We start from the raw sequence: 14,000 nt of genomic DNA, 5'->3' as shown, positions 1-14,000 counted from the left end.
ATGCCTTTAATATATTCAGCTTTGAAGATTATTTAGCTTTGTTTTTGCTTTCTTCACCTTCCATCTGCTCTTTTAATTGAGCAAGTACACCTAGATCGCCAAGAGTTGATTTCTCAACTGAATCTTTAACTTTCTTAACTGCACTACTTGATGCTTTAGCTTCTTTTTTCTTAGTAGCTCTTTCTTCAGCAACAGCTTCAGCTTTAGCCTCTTCCCAGATACGGGCATGAGAAACAACGATACGTTTAGCATCTTTGTTAAACTCAATGATTTTGAAGTCATTGGTTTCTTCAGCTTTGATTGTAGTTCCGTCTTCTTTAGCCATGTGTTTAGTTGGTACGAAACCTTCTACACCATATGGTAAAGCAATAACAGCACCTTTATCAGTTACTTTAACAACAGTTCCCTGGTGGATTGAATCTAACGTGAAGATAGTTTCAAAAGTATCCCAAGGGTTTTCTTCTAATTGTTTGTGACCTAAGCTTAATTTACGGCTCTCAACATCTAATTCAAGAACAACTACGTCTAATGTATCACCTACTTTAGTGAATTCGTTAGGATGGTTAACTTTTTTAGACCAAGAAAGATCAGAGATATGGATTAATCCATCAATACCTTCTTCAATTTCTACGAATACACCGAAGTTAGTCATGTTTTTAACTACTGCAGTATGTTTGCTTCCGATAGGATATCTTTCAGCAACATTTTGCCAAGGATCTTGAGTTAATTGCTTAATACCTAAGCTCATTTTGCGTTCGTCTCTGTCTAAAGTTAATACTTCAGCTTCGATTTCATCGCTAACTTTCAAGAATTCTTGTGGGCTGCGTAAGTTTTGTGACCAAGACATTTCTGATACGTGAATTAAACCTTCAACACCAGGAATGATTTCTAAGAACGCACCGTAATCAGCAACAGTAACAATTTTACCTTTAACTTTAGATCCAACAGCTAAGTTAGTATCCAAAGATTCCCAAGGGTGTGGAGTCAATTGTTTTAAACCTAATGCAATACGTTTTTTCTCATCATCAAAGTCAAGAACTACCACGTTGATTTTCTCATCTAAGCTCAATACTTCTTTTGGATGCTCTATGCGGCCCCAAGAAATATCAGTGATGTGAAGTAAACCGTCAACTCCACCTAAATCGATGAATACACCGAAATCAGTAATGTTTTTAACTGTTCCTTCTAATACCTGTCCTTTTTCAAGTTTAGATACGATTTCAACTTTTTGGCTTTCTAAATCGTCTTCGATTAAGATTTTATGAGAAACTACTACGTTTTTAAACTCATGGTTGATCTTAACAACTTTGAATTCCATTGTTTTACCCACGTATACATCGTAATCGCGGATAGGTTTGATGTCGATTTGTGAACCAGGTAAGAAAGCTTCAACACCCATGATGTCAACGATAAGACCACCTTTAGTACGGCTTTTAACAAATCCGTTGATGATTCTGTCATTGTCAAGAGCCTCATTGATAGACTCCCATGATCTTTGGGTTTTTGCTCTTTTACGAGATAAAATCAACTGACCGTTCGCATCTTCCGGAGCTTCAACGAATACGTCAACTGTATCACCAATTTTCAAGTCAGGTGTATCACGGAATTCAGAAGTAGATACTAATCCGTCAGATTTAAATCCTACGTTTAATACTACGTCTTTATTGTTGATTGACACAACAATACCGCTGATGATTTCACCTTGGTTGATTTGATTGAAAGTATCGGTATACATGTCTTCAAACTTTTTACGGTCTTCATCAGAATATTTTCCGAAAACTTTGTCATCTGCATCCCAGTCAAAATCTTGATCAGGGGTAGCTAATGATGATTTGATCTGTTCGATCGACACTGAATCAGCTTCTGACTCAATGGTTTCTTTCTCGGTCAGACGAGCGTCTGCACCTTGTAATTCGGCTTTTTTAGCCTCTAGTTCTTTTTCTGCTACTTGTTTTTTAGCCATTAAAATTTAATCTCCTTTTCCCGTGAGGGACGGCAAAGATAGAAATTAATTATTTTAAAGAAAAGGATTTTGTGATAAATGTTGTTGATTTAGAACAGATTGTAGATAAAACAGGGGATTGTCAGGCGATCGGGAACAAAAGATGATGAAATTCGGGGTTAAATCCCAAGGTTAGAATTTTGGTCTTATCGGGCAGATAAGCTGAGATAAATAAGGTAAAACACAATAAATAATTCAAGGGTATTTAGACTAGTTCTTAATACTTCAGGAATTATGCTAATTTTGCAAAAAACACAAGGCCTAAATGAAATATTCAGCACCAAGATCTGCCTGGCAAATCACACGTAAACTTTTTAATGATATCCATTTATGGCTGGGACTAGCCAGTGGTATTATTGTGATTTTAGTTTGTCTCAGCGGGACACTCTATGTATTTAACACTGAGGTGAAGGAAATGGCCACTCCGGAATTGTATAAAGTAGAACGTACTGCAGGTGCTGTGGCTTTGCCAATAGAAGAATTGATTGCAAAGGTTAAAAGCAATACAGGTGGAAAAGTAGTTTCAGTAAGAATTCCAGCTGACCCTAACCGTACTTATCAGTTCATGGTTAAAATGAAAGAAGAAAAAAAGAAAGGAGAGGGGAAAACAGCACTTGATGATAAAAATAAAACACTGGTAAATGATCTGGCTAAAGAAGGGCAGAGAAATAAAGAAGAAATAAGCAAAAGCGAAAAAGGAAAAGACGAAAAAGGTAAAACTGAAAAGGGGAAAGGCGAAAAAGGCAAAGGTGGAAAAGATAAACCTTCCGAAGAAAAACGCCCATCTGCTTTTGCGGTGAATCCTTATACGGGAGTTGTCATTGGCAATATCTCAGAAACAAAAAGTACAGCCGCGTCTTTTATGAAGACCATGTTCAGTCTGCACAGGTGGTTGCTGTTGGATAAAATTGAAAAACCAATTTTTGGAGAGTTGGAAAACAGAAAACTGGGAAGTTACATTTCCGGTGCGGCAACGATTCTTTTCACCCTTGGGGTGATCACAGGAATGGTCATCTGGTTCCCTCAAAAGTTGAAATCCTGGAAACAGGGCCTGAAGATTAAATGGACAGGGAGCTGGAAAAGAACAAACCATGACCTGCACAATAGCCTGGGTTTTTATGCCTGTATCTTTTTATTTCTGATGGGCATCACCGGACCTCAATGGTCATTCCCCTGGTATCGGGAGGCTTTACGTAAAACATTAGGTACTTATCAGCCGGAAGGCTTCGAGCCACCTAAAGACCCTGTCTCGGTGATCAAGGCTGGCGCTGGAAATGCTGCTCCTTTGAGTATCGCTGAATACCTGAAAAAAGCGGATGCGGTTTTACCTTATCCCGGAGATTACAGCATTAGCCTGGCTAAGGACTCCATCTCTGCAATTGCCATCACAAAAAATAAGGTTGGCTTTTTTGCACCTTCAGCGGGAGATAAATTACTGTTAGATCAATACACCGCGGGCGTACTTAAAATAGATGTATTTAAGGATAAGCCATTTAACGAGCGCATCTCAGGCTCTATAAAAGCATTGCACCTTGGTGATGTATATGGCATGTTTACAAAAATCATTTATTTTCTGGCCTGTCTGATCGCCACGAGTTTACCCGTTACCGGAACTTTAATCTGGTTAAATAAATTGAAGAAGAAAAAGAAAAAAGTAAAACAAAAACCTGCTATGCAGCTTTCGGCTTAAACTTATCCCGATAATCTTTAGGGGTCATTCCGGAGTTTTTCTTGAAAAGCTGACGGAAGGTCTTCAAATCATTATATCCAGAATGGAGCATGATCTCCAAAATGCTGAAATTGGTTTGCTCCAATAGCTTCTTGGCTGCCTCTATTCTGGTTTTCTGTAAATATTCAATCAGTGTATTTCCCGTAGCCTGTTTAAAACGACGTACGATATTGCGTCTGCTGGATGGGATCTGTTGTAAAATATCCTCAATAGTAACAGCCTCCTTATACGCATTTTCAATGCATACCTGTGTTTTGGCAACCAGTTCATCACCATGATCCTTAACAGGATGGAAAGTTCCGAAATAACTTTGCTGTTCCCTGTTCATATCTATCGCAAAAATCTTCGCAATATGGACAGCCAGGTCGCGGTTACAATAATTGTGAATGAGGGTCAGCATAAGGTGGAAGCTGCTTGTTGCGCCTCCGCTGGTATAGATTCCCTGGTCAACGGTCACTACCTTATCCGGTTTGAAGTAGACATCCGGGAAATTTGAGGCAAAGGCATCGCTCGCATTGACATGAGTTGTGGCACTTTTGCCATTTAATAATCCACTGGCAGCCAATAAAAAGGCTCCTGTACAAAAGCTGGCCAGTTCTGCTCCTTTTTTATATTGCTGTTGCATCCATGGCAAAAACTCCAGGTTGTTATGGATAGAAGAACTAAGGTCTTTTCCATCAAATGCGGGAATTAAAACCAGATCTTGCTGTCCGGATTCGTTTAAAGAAAGAGAATCATATTTTTCAAATGAAGCACCCTCATAAGCCGAATTTCCATTACGGATCAGGTTAATCTTAAAGAAGGGTTCTTCTCCATTGTTTTCATAATAACTGTTCACTGTATCAAACACATCCAATATTGCTGCTACGCTGAGCAAACGGTATTTGTTGGTTAATAATAAAGCTACCTGTATCATATCATTAGAAGTCTAGAGGATGCAATTTAAGAAAATTTGTCTCAAATACCCCTCTTTACTTTGTTTTTAATCAATACTAAGTGTCTGTTTATCTGTTGGCTAGGCTGGTGTTTTTGCTTTTTTCTTTTTCCTGCCCCACCAGATGATAAAGCCGGTAATGGGTAAGCTTGCCGCAATCAGGCTGGCAAAGAATGCCATGATCTTACCTGTCAGGCCAGCGATAGCGCCAATATGAATGTCATAATTCATTCTGGAAATCCGGTCCGCCACACTTGCATTGGCCAGCTTTCCGAAGATATGATCTACAGGGATCTCTTTGAGGGTATTTTGGTCATAATAAAGGTAATCAGCCTTCCAGTAAGTATCGGTATCCGGGTTAATGGCGACCTCAATGGCCAGTTTATCATTCTCAGGTACATGAACTTCTACTCCTCCGGTGTAATCAGGCAAACCTGCCATTGTTCTTGTCCATAGGATATCAATAACTGGTTGTTTGTGAATACTGGACTTTACTGCTGTAGTATCTGAATAAGTTTCTGCAAAAGGTTTTATGCTTTTCCCGCCGGAAGAAATCCAGTAAACGGAACCTGCAAACCATTGGAAGCCCATTACCAATCCGGAGACGGCGATAAAGATCAGAATCCAGGTCATGTAAAAGCCTAAAACATTGTGTAAATCATAATTAACTCTTTTCCATTTTGCATTGAATTTTATGGAAAATCTTTTCTTACTGGCAGCAGCATTTTTAGGCCACCACAAGAATAAGCCTGAAATCAACAAAAAGAGAAACATTAAAGTGGCGCTGGCCAGGACAGGCTGACCGATATTTGGTGGTAACCACAAATAATAATGCCCCATGATGACCACCCGGAAAAAGTCGTCATCCATATTTTTTACCTTTAAGACTTCTCCGGTATAGGGATTTAAGAAAACAATCCAGTAATATTCAGGTTCTGCGGCATAATAAACCACCTGTGCGGATTTGCCTGTCTGATAACCGACGCTATGGGCATGCTTTCCCGGTAATAAACGGTCTGCAATTTGTTTAAGTTGCGAAGGAGGCAAAAGCGCTGCCTTTTGTACGGAGGTAAAACGATAAGGCTGACTGATGTTTTCTATCTCACGTTCAAATGCAAGGATACAGCCCGTGATGCCTAAGAAACATACGAAAATTCCGGAAATCAATCCCAGCCATAGGTGTATTTGTCCGATCCAGTATTTGAACCTGTTTTTCTTCTTATTCAATGAGCTGAATTTTATTTGGATTAAATCTAGTTAGCTACAAAGAAAGCAACTGATCCTTTATCCGCAAAATAAATTGGAATAATTCTACTGTTCTTAAAACAGATTTTTTTCAACATCGAAAACCTAATGTTTAAATACCTGACAATTTTTTAGATCTTCAGCTCAGTTAACCATCAAACATGAGCAAAACGGGAAAAATACTATGGCAGGACCTGACCGTAGAACATGCTGAAAAAGTAAAAGATTTTTATACTGAAGTAGTAGGATGGACCTTCTCTGCCGTCAGTCAGGGAAGCTATGACGATTATAACATCATCAGTACCTCAGACAATGAAGTGGTTGCTGGTATCTGCCATAAAAGAGGAGCCCTGTCGGATTTCCCTTCTCAATGGTTAAATTATGTCATTGTAGAAGATGTCGATGCCTGCGTAGAGAAGTGCAATGCTTCCGGAGGTAAAGTGGTGCTGGGGCCGGCACTCATGGGGAAACAAAAATACATTGTAATTCAGGATCCTGCAGGTGCTTACCTCGCTTTAATGGAAGAGTAGCTGCCAGTGACTTATATCTTGTAAGTGGTATCCCTTTTTTCTTCTGATAAAACCAGAAAGCTCTGTACGCTGCCCACATTGGGCAGTTTAGACAATTGCCCACGTAGAAAATCATTGTAGCCCTTCATATCCGGAGATACAATTTTCAGGATAAAATCAAAATTTCCGGTGATGTAATAACACTCCCTGACATCTTCAAAAAGAACAACCTCTCTTTGAAAAGCACTTAAGGCTTCTTCAGAATGGTCATTCATCTGGATATGGGTATAAGAAATGATGCTATTGCTGCTTTTCTGCAAATCTACCAATGCAGTATAGCCTTTAATATAGCCATTCTGTTCCAGCCATTTTACCCTTTCAAAAATCGGAGAAACACTTTTTCTCAACCTTCTTGCCAACTCCTTATGAGTCATTCGGGCATCCTCTTGTAAGAGGCGTAAAATTCCAAGATGTGTGGGATCTAATTTAGACATTGTTTAGAAAATGAAATTACAGCTTAGTGTATTCTTTTTATAACGCTATTTCGGTCAAATATAGTATTATTTATTTTTTATGAAACATTTATGCCCTCCCGAAATAAGCATAGTGTATATAATACCTTAACTCCCTAAAAAATAGGAAAGTAGGGAAATTATATTTTGCTAAGCAGAGAGATAATAATTGTTACCCAAAAATTGTATGGTATAAAGCAGTCAAAACAGAAAAATTTGCTGAATGTAGTTGAAAAATTAGATATCTGTTTTGACCTTCCGAACTTTGGTGCAATCAACTGTAACTAATGACAACAATTATCAAACACAATTTCGGAGCCGGGCCTTGTATTCTGCCAGCTAAAGTTTTAGATCAGGCAGCAGATGCAGTCAGGAATTTTAATGGCATTGGCCTCAGCATCCTGGAGATTTCACACCGTACTCCGGAGTTCGAAGCTGTGATGCAGGAAACTCAGGACCTGGTAAAGGAATTACTACAGGTACCGGAAGGTTACAGCATTCTCTTTTTGCAAGGAGGGGCAAGTACACAGTTCTCTATGCTGGCGATGAATTTCCTGCATCAGGATAAAAAGGCAGCCTATCTGGATTGTGGTTACTTTTCGCAAAAAGCGATTAAAGAGGCGTTGTTATTTGGCCAGGTAGACATTGTTGCTTCCTCAAAAGATAAAGGTTATAACTATATCCCTCTGGGATATCAGATTCCTGAAGATTCCGCCTATTTCCATTATACCTCTAATAATACCATCGAAGGGACGGAGATGTTCAGCTTTCCGGCAACTACTGTTCCGGTGATTTGCGATATGTCATCTGATATTTTTAGCAGAACGGTTAATGTTGCTGATTTTGACCTGATCTATGCAGGTGCACAGAAAAACATGGGGCCGGCAGGAATGACCCTTGTTGTGGTTAAAAACAGCCTGTTGGAGCGCATACAACGCCAGGTTCCTTCTATGTCAGACTACCGCATCTACAGAGACAATGGTTCCCTGTTTAATACCCCTCCGGTATTCTCCATCTATGTGGCTATGTTAAACTTAAGATGGTTGAAAGAAAAAGGTGGCGTATCAGCCATTGAAACAGAAAATATTGCCAAAGCCATACTATTATATCAGGAGATAGACCGCAATTCCTTGTTTTATGGACTTGCTGATCCTGCGCACAGATCAAGAATGAATGTGACCTTTAAAATGTATGACGAATCCCTGGAGCAGGAATTTCTGGACTTCGCTTCCAAAAGAGGTGTGGTTGGTGTAAAAGGATACCGGTCAGTAGGAGGGTTCAGAGCATCGTTATATAATGCATTACCAATTTCAAGTGTGGAAATCCTGGTAAACTGTATGAGTGACTTCGAAAATGTAAAAGCGAATCAACAAGTAGAATTAGCACTAAATGAGTCCGTATGAGACAATTAAAAATTGCACAATCCATTACCAACAGAGATACCGATTCCATTGATAAATATCTGACAGACATTGGAAGAATAGACCTCCTTACCATTGAAGAGGAATTAAGCCTGGCCAAAAGAATCAAAAAAGGAGATACCGCTGCATTGGATAAACTGGTGAAAACCAATTTACGTTTTGTCGTTTCAGTAGCAAAAAAATACCAGAACAGGGGTTTGCAATTGGCAGACCTGATCAGTGAGGGAAATCTGGGCCTCATCAAAGCTGCCCATCGTTTTGACGATACCAAAGGGTTTAAATTCATTTCTTTTGCAGTTTGGTGGATCCGCCAAAGCATCATGCAAGCCCTTGCCGACCAGAAAAGGATGATCAGACTTCCTGGGAACCAGGTGCTGGGAATTATTAAAATCAATAAAGCTGCAGATCTTTTGGAACAACAGCTGGAAAGATTGCCTACCTATGAAGAGCTTTCTGCCGCTACTGAACTTTCTCAGGAGAAAGTAGCCGATTACCTGTCCAGCGCTCCATTATCCTACTCCCTGGATATGACCACCAATGAAGAAAGTGGTTTTACCCTGATGGATACCCTGGCCAACGACAATGTGCCGAATACCGATGCCTTGATGATCACGGAGTCTCTAAGTGAAGATTTGAACAGAACACTGGGTGTTTTACCGGAACGGGAAAAATGGATCATCACCCTTTTCTTTGGCCTGGATAACCATACCGCATTAACCCTTGACGATATGGTCGAAGTATTCAATCTGAGCAAAGAAAGAATCCGCCAGCTAAAAGACAGGGCCCTGAAAACCCTGAGACAGAATTGCAGAACCCCTTACCTGGCAGAATACTTTTAACCGCCTTACCTGCGTTTTGCTTTTTCTTTCCGTGAAGACAGGTCTTTAAGCTCCACTTTACGGAAATCTATGGGTTGTCCTTCGCTTTGCAGGGCGATGTAACCGCTGCTGAGTAGTTGGCCATCTATTTTCATTTTAGGATCATAACCATTGGCTACACCTCCGCCAATCTGTGGTTTTGAATATTGTAATACCGTGTCCCCGTTAATGATATGGGTAATCAGAGAATCGCCCAGAACGATCAGCTCTGCCCGCACCCATTGGTCACCATCATAAGTCTTTGAACTGGAATTGAGACAATGTGATGCGGCAATTTTCCCCTGATATACAACATTGGTTCCCGGCGAGCACATGTTTCCTGTTGGTCTTGGCTTTCCATCTCCCAAGCCACCGAGAAACTGCATTTCTACAGAAATCGGCCAGTCCTGCTCTTTAAGCATGGTCCGTGGATCCTGTGAATGAAACATCACTCCGCTATTCCTTAAGGTATATGAAGGAGCTCCTTTTTGAAGTTCACCTACAAAACGGTACTCCACCACAAGGTGATAATAGGAATAGGGAACCTTATAATACAAATGACCAAACTGATCATTGAAATCACCATACTGATCATACCTCACTTTTACCATGCCATCTTCTACACGGAAAGTATTGCCGAAATTTTCATCTATGCCATGATGGTGGATCTTTACAAACCAATCTTTGATGTCTTTCTTGTTGAAAAGAGAAATCCATTTACCCTGATCAGATGGATATTCGTTAGACTGCTTTTTTCTGCTGCCGCAGCCGCAAAGCATAAAGCCGCATAGAAGAAGGGCTATTGTGGTTGTTTTCATAATTTGGTTCGTTTGTGTGGTTGATCCCAAAATACAAAAAAAAGAGGATATCCATGATTGGACATCCTCTTAGGCTATAGTTCTTAACGAGGTGCTTAAACCTTATTTATGTTTTGCTGGTGCTTTTGGAGCTGCTGCAGGAGCAGTTTTTGCTGCTTCAACTGGTTTAGCTGCTTCTGTTTTTTTCACTTCAGCTTTTTTGTTTGCTTTTACTTTATGAGCTACAGGTTTTGCAGTAGCAGCAGGAGTTTGTGCGAATGCGCCGAAAGTTGTTGCAACTAATGCTAACGCTAAAATTGTTCTTTTCATGTTTTTAATATTTAATGTGATTTGTTAGATCAAAGTTGCATATCAAACATGAAGATTTCATGAAGATGGAATCGTGCTAATCTTTTTTTGGAAAAATAATAATAACCTGTGTTCCAATACTTTTCTCCGACTCAATCTCGATCTCAATTCCATGGAAAGCAGCAATACTGCGGACGATAGAAAGTCCCAGACCATGACTGTCTTCCTTTTCCGACTGGAACTTTTCAAACCGCTGGAAAGCATGTTGAACCTCATTGATATCCATGCCCTGTCCGGTATCCTTCACAATCAGCTGATAATGCTGGTCAATGATAGCATCATAAATGGAAACACTGCCGGAGGGAAGGTTGTACTTAATGGCATTATTCACCACATTCATCATTAAGGTATTGAACAAAGAACGGTTCCCGGTAAACACATGATCCTGGCTTAGGTTAATGTTAAATTTAAGATCCATCATCATCAGCCGGTGCTCCAGTTCTTCATAAACTTCATGAACCACCTCTTTGATCACAATGGTGTCCGGTTTTTTGTATTGATTATTCTCTACTTTGGAGATGAGTAAAAGGCTATTGATAATTGACTTCAACCGGTTTAAAGTTTTTAAACAGGCAAAAATCTTGTTCTCTCCTTCATGACTCAATTTTTCATCATTTAAGAGGTTTTCCAAACGTGTATTCAGAATAGAGATGGGCGTGAGGAGCTCATGAGAAACATTGGCAATGAACTCTTTCTCTGTCAGAAACAAGTCGGCAATTTTATTCATCAGGATACTGATGCTCTGATCCAATATCTTAAAATCCTCTGTTGTGGTCTTTACCGGTTCATAATTGAAGCTGATGGGATCGTTCACCTTATTGAGCTTCTGATCGATGATCTGGTAAAATGGGGCAAGTAAAAATTTGCTGAAGGCAAGGTCAGTAAGCAAGGTCAGAATTACAGCGGCAAGGAGAATCAGAAAGGTAAATACGGAAATGGTCTGTTCCAGCTGGCCAACAGTCGACATCGTTTCCCCCAGCTCCAGCAAGTACCTTCTTCCTCCATATTTGAACTCTGCATTCAGGATCTGATAAGCTTCTTCCGCACCCTCTATTTCCCTGCTCTCCTGACTGAAATAATGTTTCAGCTTTGAGGTGTCACTGTTTTTAACTTCTTTCAGAATGATGTACTCTTCTTTCAGCAGGTTATAATCCGTAAAGGTTTTTTGCTGGGTGAGCAAATCGTTGATCTTGACACTGGATAAGTTGGCAATGAGCTTGTTCTTTTTCTGATGCAGGCGATGCTGGATATGGTTGACAGAAATTCTGTTGATGGAAACAAGGATCAGAATTCCCATAAAGGTGATGATCGCAACTTTGGTGAGCGTATTGTATAAGGCCAGTTTAAGTTGCAGCTTCATCATCCTGTTTATTTACCGGAATTGATTCTGTAACCAATACTCCTCACGGTCTCAAACCAGTCAATAGGAGCATGACCGGAAAGTTTTTTACGCAGGTTTTTAACGTGGACATCTACAAAGTTCGAATCAGAATTGATTTCCAGGATATCACCCCAAACATGTTCTGTCAGGTTAATTCTGGAGATCACCCGGTCTTTATTCAGTACCAGGTAATTGAAGATTTCAAATTCTTTACCAGTCAGGTTGATTTTTTGGCCTTCGAAACTTACTTTATGGTTTTTAATGTCTAACAGGAAATTATGGATATTCACCTCATTCATTTCCAGTTTATGTTTCCTTCGGATGATGGCATGCATGCGTGCCAGCAATTCTGTTAAAGAAAAAGGTTTGGGCAGATAATCATCTGCTCCGGCTTCCAATCCTTTGATCCGGTCTTCTACATCGCCTCTGGCAGTAAGAATAATTACCGCATCTTCCCGGTCTTTAAGTTGTTTGAGTTGATGCAGGAGCTCAAACCCATCTCCCCCAGGCAAGCCGAGGTCGAGCAGGATAAAGTCATAGGTATTGACAAATATTTTCTCTTCAGCTGATGATTTCTTCCAGGCATGCTCTATGGTATAACCTTCTTTGCCAAGAAATTCTGCAATCTCCAGTCCTAAGTTTTTTTCATCTTCAACAATCAGAATATTCATGCGTTCAATATTACGTAAAAAATCATTTAATATCAGTGCTTTGATCAGAACTGAAAAAGGCAAAAATACCTGATTAAAGAACAGGTGGTTTCCTGTCTTGAAACAGGTGGTAAAAACAAAAGGGGATTTCTGTTGAGAAATCCCCTTTTGATATCGCTTAAGCTACTATTTCCAGCCTCCGCCAAGTGCTCTGTAGAGATTAACTACAGATTGCAATTTTTGTAACCTGTCTGTCACTCCACTCAGCTGTGCAGCCAAAAGGCTTTGTTCTGAAGTCAATACATCAGTATAATTTGTTGCAGAACTATATCTCAATAACTCCTGGGTATAATTCACTGATTTTTCCAAAGCAGCAATTTGCTTTGCTCTGGCTTCTTCTTTTTCAACGGCAGTCTGGTATGCATATAAAGCATTGGATACTTCCTGTCCGGCTACCAATAAGGTTTTCTGGAAAGAGTTCATTGCTTGTTCCTGTGCAGATTTTGCAGTTTCCAGCCTTTGTTTGTTGAGGCCTTTATTAAAGATCGGCTGTGTTAATCCACCTACCAGATTGTAAAAGATAGACTTGCTAAAGAAATCCTTAATGTCAAGACTTGATAATCCTCCCGCTGCCGTGATGGTTAGCGAAGGATAAAAATAAGTACGGGCAAGATTGGTGTTTTCAAATGCACCTCTGAAAGCATATTCTGCTCCCTGAACATCAGGTCTGTTTTCCAGTAATTGGGTTGGAACACCGATTTTTACATCCGTACTCAGGCTGTTGTCGTTCAGTTTGCTGCGGCTGATTGGCCCCGGTGCTCTGGACAACAAGATGTTCAGGGCATTTTCAGTTTCTCTGATTGTTCTTTTCAAATCAGGTATCGTTACTTCTGTTGCATAACGGCTGGCCTCACTTTGTACCACTGCAGCTCCGTTCACTACGGCGCCTTCTTTCAGTGTTTTCATCGTTTCTACACCGGCAATTCTACTTTTTAGCGTTTCCTGAGTGATTTCCAGCTGTCTGTCTAAAGCAAGCAGGTTATAATAATTGTTGGCAATATCGGCGATCAGTTGAGTCTGAACTGCTCTTTTGGTCGCATCACTCTTTAAATAACCAGCCAGTGCAGATCTTTTCGTGCTGCTGAGTTTGCCCCAGATGTCTGCTTCCCAACTCGTGCTCAACTGCGCCTTGAAGTTATTGGTCAGTGTATTGATGTTGATCCCCGGAGGAAAATTCAATCCTGCTTCAGACTGTTTCGACCTGGTATAATTGGCATCAAGACTTAAGGTAGGAAAGTAAGCCGCTTTGCTTTGTTTTAAGGTGGCCTGTGCCTGTACGATATTTTGTATGGCATTCTTTAAATCCAGGTTCTGATCCAGCCCTTCCTGGATCAATGCCGACAATTGAGGGTCGGCAAAGAGGGTCTGCCATGGCGTATTTGCCAGGGTAGTGGTATCTGTAGCTGTCTGCTCACGGAACAATCCTGCTGTTTTCAGTGCGGGGCGTTCGTAAGTCTTAGTCACCTTGCAGGATGCAAATACTGTAGCTGCAATTGCCAGGGTGAAAAGCTGTTTTTTATATGTATGAATCATT

Annotated in this window: 13 protein-coding genes; 4 read left to right on the top strand and 9 right to left on the bottom strand. The window is 40.3% G+C overall.

Features of this window, described 5'->3' with window-relative positions:
• Window positions 1–28 precede the first annotated feature (28 nt).
• The gene (gene rpsA, locus BUC20_RS23945) at window positions 29–1,963 is read right to left on the bottom strand and encodes a 30S ribosomal protein S1 (RefSeq protein ID WP_073233816.1); all 1,935 of its coding nucleotides are present in this window, start codon (window positions 1,961–1,963) and stop codon (window positions 29–31) included.
• Window positions 1,964–2,267: 304 nt separating this feature from the next.
• On the opposite strand from rpsA, the gene BUC20_RS23940 reads away from it, so the two are divergent.
• Window positions 2,268–3,692, top strand: a complete 1,425-nt coding sequence (locus BUC20_RS23940) for a PepSY-associated TM helix domain-containing protein (RefSeq protein WP_073233813.1) — start codon at window positions 2,268–2,270, stop codon at window positions 3,690–3,692.
• Here BUC20_RS23940 and BUC20_RS23935 read toward each other — a convergent pair.
• Window positions 3,673–4,647, bottom strand: coding sequence for a GlxA family transcriptional regulator (locus BUC20_RS23935; RefSeq protein WP_073233811.1), 975 nt, complete (start codon window positions 4,645–4,647; stop codon window positions 3,673–3,675). The two genes, BUC20_RS23940 and BUC20_RS23935, sit on opposite strands and share 20 nt — an antisense overlap.
• A 99-nt stretch (window positions 4,648–4,746) precedes the next feature.
• On the bottom strand, window positions 4,747–5,892 hold the full coding sequence (locus BUC20_RS23930) for a PepSY-associated TM helix domain-containing protein (RefSeq protein WP_073233809.1): 1,146 nt from the start codon (window positions 5,890–5,892) through the stop codon (window positions 4,747–4,749).
• 179 nt (window positions 5,893–6,071) lie between these two features.
• On the opposite strand from BUC20_RS23930, the gene BUC20_RS23925 reads away from it, so the two are divergent.
• Entirely contained in the window at window positions 6,072–6,440 is a 369-nt protein-coding gene (locus BUC20_RS23925) for a VOC family protein (protein ID WP_073233807.1), read from the top strand.
• Between the two features lie 11 nt (window positions 6,441–6,451).
• On the opposite strand, the gene BUC20_RS23920 is transcribed toward BUC20_RS23925, so the two are convergent.
• Window positions 6,452–6,913 carry an Lrp/AsnC family transcriptional regulator gene (locus tag BUC20_RS23920; protein WP_069378149.1) on the bottom strand — a complete coding sequence of 154 codons (462 nt, stop codon included), beginning with the start codon at window positions 6,911–6,913 and terminating at the stop codon, window positions 6,452–6,454.
• Between the two features lie 305 nt (window positions 6,914–7,218).
• Here BUC20_RS23920 and serC point away from each other — a divergent pair, with 305 nt between their 5' ends.
• Both serC and BUC20_RS23910 read left to right on the top strand, forming a co-directional pair.
• Window positions 7,219–8,334, top strand: a complete 1,116-nt coding sequence (serC, locus tag BUC20_RS23915; protein WP_234994586.1) for a 3-phosphoserine/phosphohydroxythreonine transaminase — start codon at window positions 7,219–7,221, stop codon at window positions 8,332–8,334.
• The gene (locus BUC20_RS23910; protein ID WP_073233805.1) at window positions 8,331–9,191 is read left to right on the top strand and encodes a sigma-70 family RNA polymerase sigma factor; all 861 of its coding nucleotides are present in this window, start codon (window positions 8,331–8,333) and stop codon (window positions 9,189–9,191) included. The genes serC and BUC20_RS23910 overlap by 4 nt, the downstream gene beginning before the upstream one ends.
• Window positions 9,192–9,196: 5 nt before the next feature.
• Here BUC20_RS23910 and BUC20_RS23905 read toward each other — a convergent pair whose 3' ends face one another.
• The 5 genes from BUC20_RS23905 to BUC20_RS23885 form a co-directional block, all read right to left on the bottom strand.
• Window positions 9,197–10,027: a 3-keto-disaccharide hydrolase gene (locus BUC20_RS23905; protein WP_084529209.1), complete on the bottom strand. Its 831-nt coding sequence runs from the start codon at window positions 10,025–10,027 to the stop codon at window positions 9,197–9,199.
• 102 nt (window positions 10,028–10,129) lie between these two features.
• Window positions 10,130–10,336 (bottom strand): hypothetical protein, encoded by a 207-nt coding sequence (locus BUC20_RS23900; RefSeq protein ID WP_073233802.1) that lies wholly within the window; start codon window positions 10,334–10,336, stop codon window positions 10,130–10,132.
• A 76-nt stretch (window positions 10,337–10,412) separates the two neighbouring features.
• The gene (locus BUC20_RS23895) at window positions 10,413–11,738 is read right to left on the bottom strand and encodes a sensor histidine kinase (protein ID WP_234994585.1); all 1,326 of its coding nucleotides are present in this window, start codon (window positions 11,736–11,738) and stop codon (window positions 10,413–10,415) included.
• A 5-nt stretch (window positions 11,739–11,743) separates the two neighbouring features.
• Entirely contained in the window at window positions 11,744–12,427 is a 684-nt protein-coding gene (locus tag BUC20_RS23890) for a response regulator transcription factor (protein ID WP_073234083.1), read from the bottom strand.
• 165 nt (window positions 12,428–12,592) lie between these two features.
• Window positions 12,593–13,999 (bottom strand): efflux transporter outer membrane subunit, encoded by a 1,407-nt coding sequence (locus BUC20_RS23885; RefSeq protein ID WP_073233799.1) that lies wholly within the window; start codon window positions 13,997–13,999, stop codon window positions 12,593–12,595.
• Window position 14,000 lies beyond the last annotated feature (1 nt).

It is taken from the genome of Pedobacter caeni (assembly GCF_900129215.1).
Taxonomy (GTDB): Bacteria; Bacteroidota; Bacteroidia; order Sphingobacteriales; family Sphingobacteriaceae; genus Pedobacter; species Pedobacter caeni.
This window is presented reverse-complemented; position numbering and strand designations above follow the sequence as displayed.

Excerpts from the sequence above, each read along its gene's own strand:
- rpsA (WP_073233816.1), bottom strand. The coding sequence starts at position 1,963 with ATGGCTAAAAAACAAGTAGCAGAAAAAGAACTAGAGGCTAAAAAAGCC.
- BUC20_RS23940 (WP_073233813.1), top strand. The coding sequence starts at position 2,268 with ATGAAATATTCAGCACCAAGATCTGCCTGGCAAATCACACGTAAACTT.
- BUC20_RS23935 (WP_073233811.1), bottom strand. The coding sequence starts at position 4,647 with ATGATACAGGTAGCTTTATTATTAACCAACAAATACCGTTTGCTCAGC.
- BUC20_RS23925 (WP_073233807.1), top strand. The coding sequence starts at position 6,072 with ATGAGCAAAACGGGAAAAATACTATGGCAGGACCTGACCGTAGAACAT.
- BUC20_RS23920 (WP_069378149.1), bottom strand. The coding sequence starts at position 6,913 with ATGTCTAAATTAGATCCCACACATCTTGGAATTTTACGCCTCTTACAA.
- serC (WP_234994586.1), top strand. The coding sequence starts at position 7,219 with ATGACAACAATTATCAAACACAATTTCGGAGCCGGGCCTTGTATTCTG.
- BUC20_RS23910 (WP_073233805.1), top strand. The coding sequence starts at position 8,331 with ATGAGACAATTAAAAATTGCACAATCCATTACCAACAGAGATACCGAT.
- BUC20_RS23905 (WP_084529209.1), bottom strand. The coding sequence starts at position 10,027 with ATGAAAACAACCACAATAGCCCTTCTTCTATGCGGCTTTATGCTTTGC.
- BUC20_RS23900 (WP_073233802.1), bottom strand. The coding sequence starts at position 10,336 with ATGAAAAGAACAATTTTAGCGTTAGCATTAGTTGCAACAACTTTCGGC.
- BUC20_RS23895 (WP_234994585.1), bottom strand. The coding sequence starts at position 11,738 with ATGATGAAGCTGCAACTTAAACTGGCCTTATACAATACGCTCACCAAA.
- BUC20_RS23890 (WP_073234083.1), bottom strand. The coding sequence starts at position 12,427 with ATGAATATTCTGATTGTTGAAGATGAAAAAAACTTAGGACTGGAGATT.
- BUC20_RS23885 (WP_073233799.1), bottom strand. The coding sequence starts at position 13,999 with ATGATTCATACATATAAAAAACAGCTTTTCACCCTGGCAATTGCAGCT.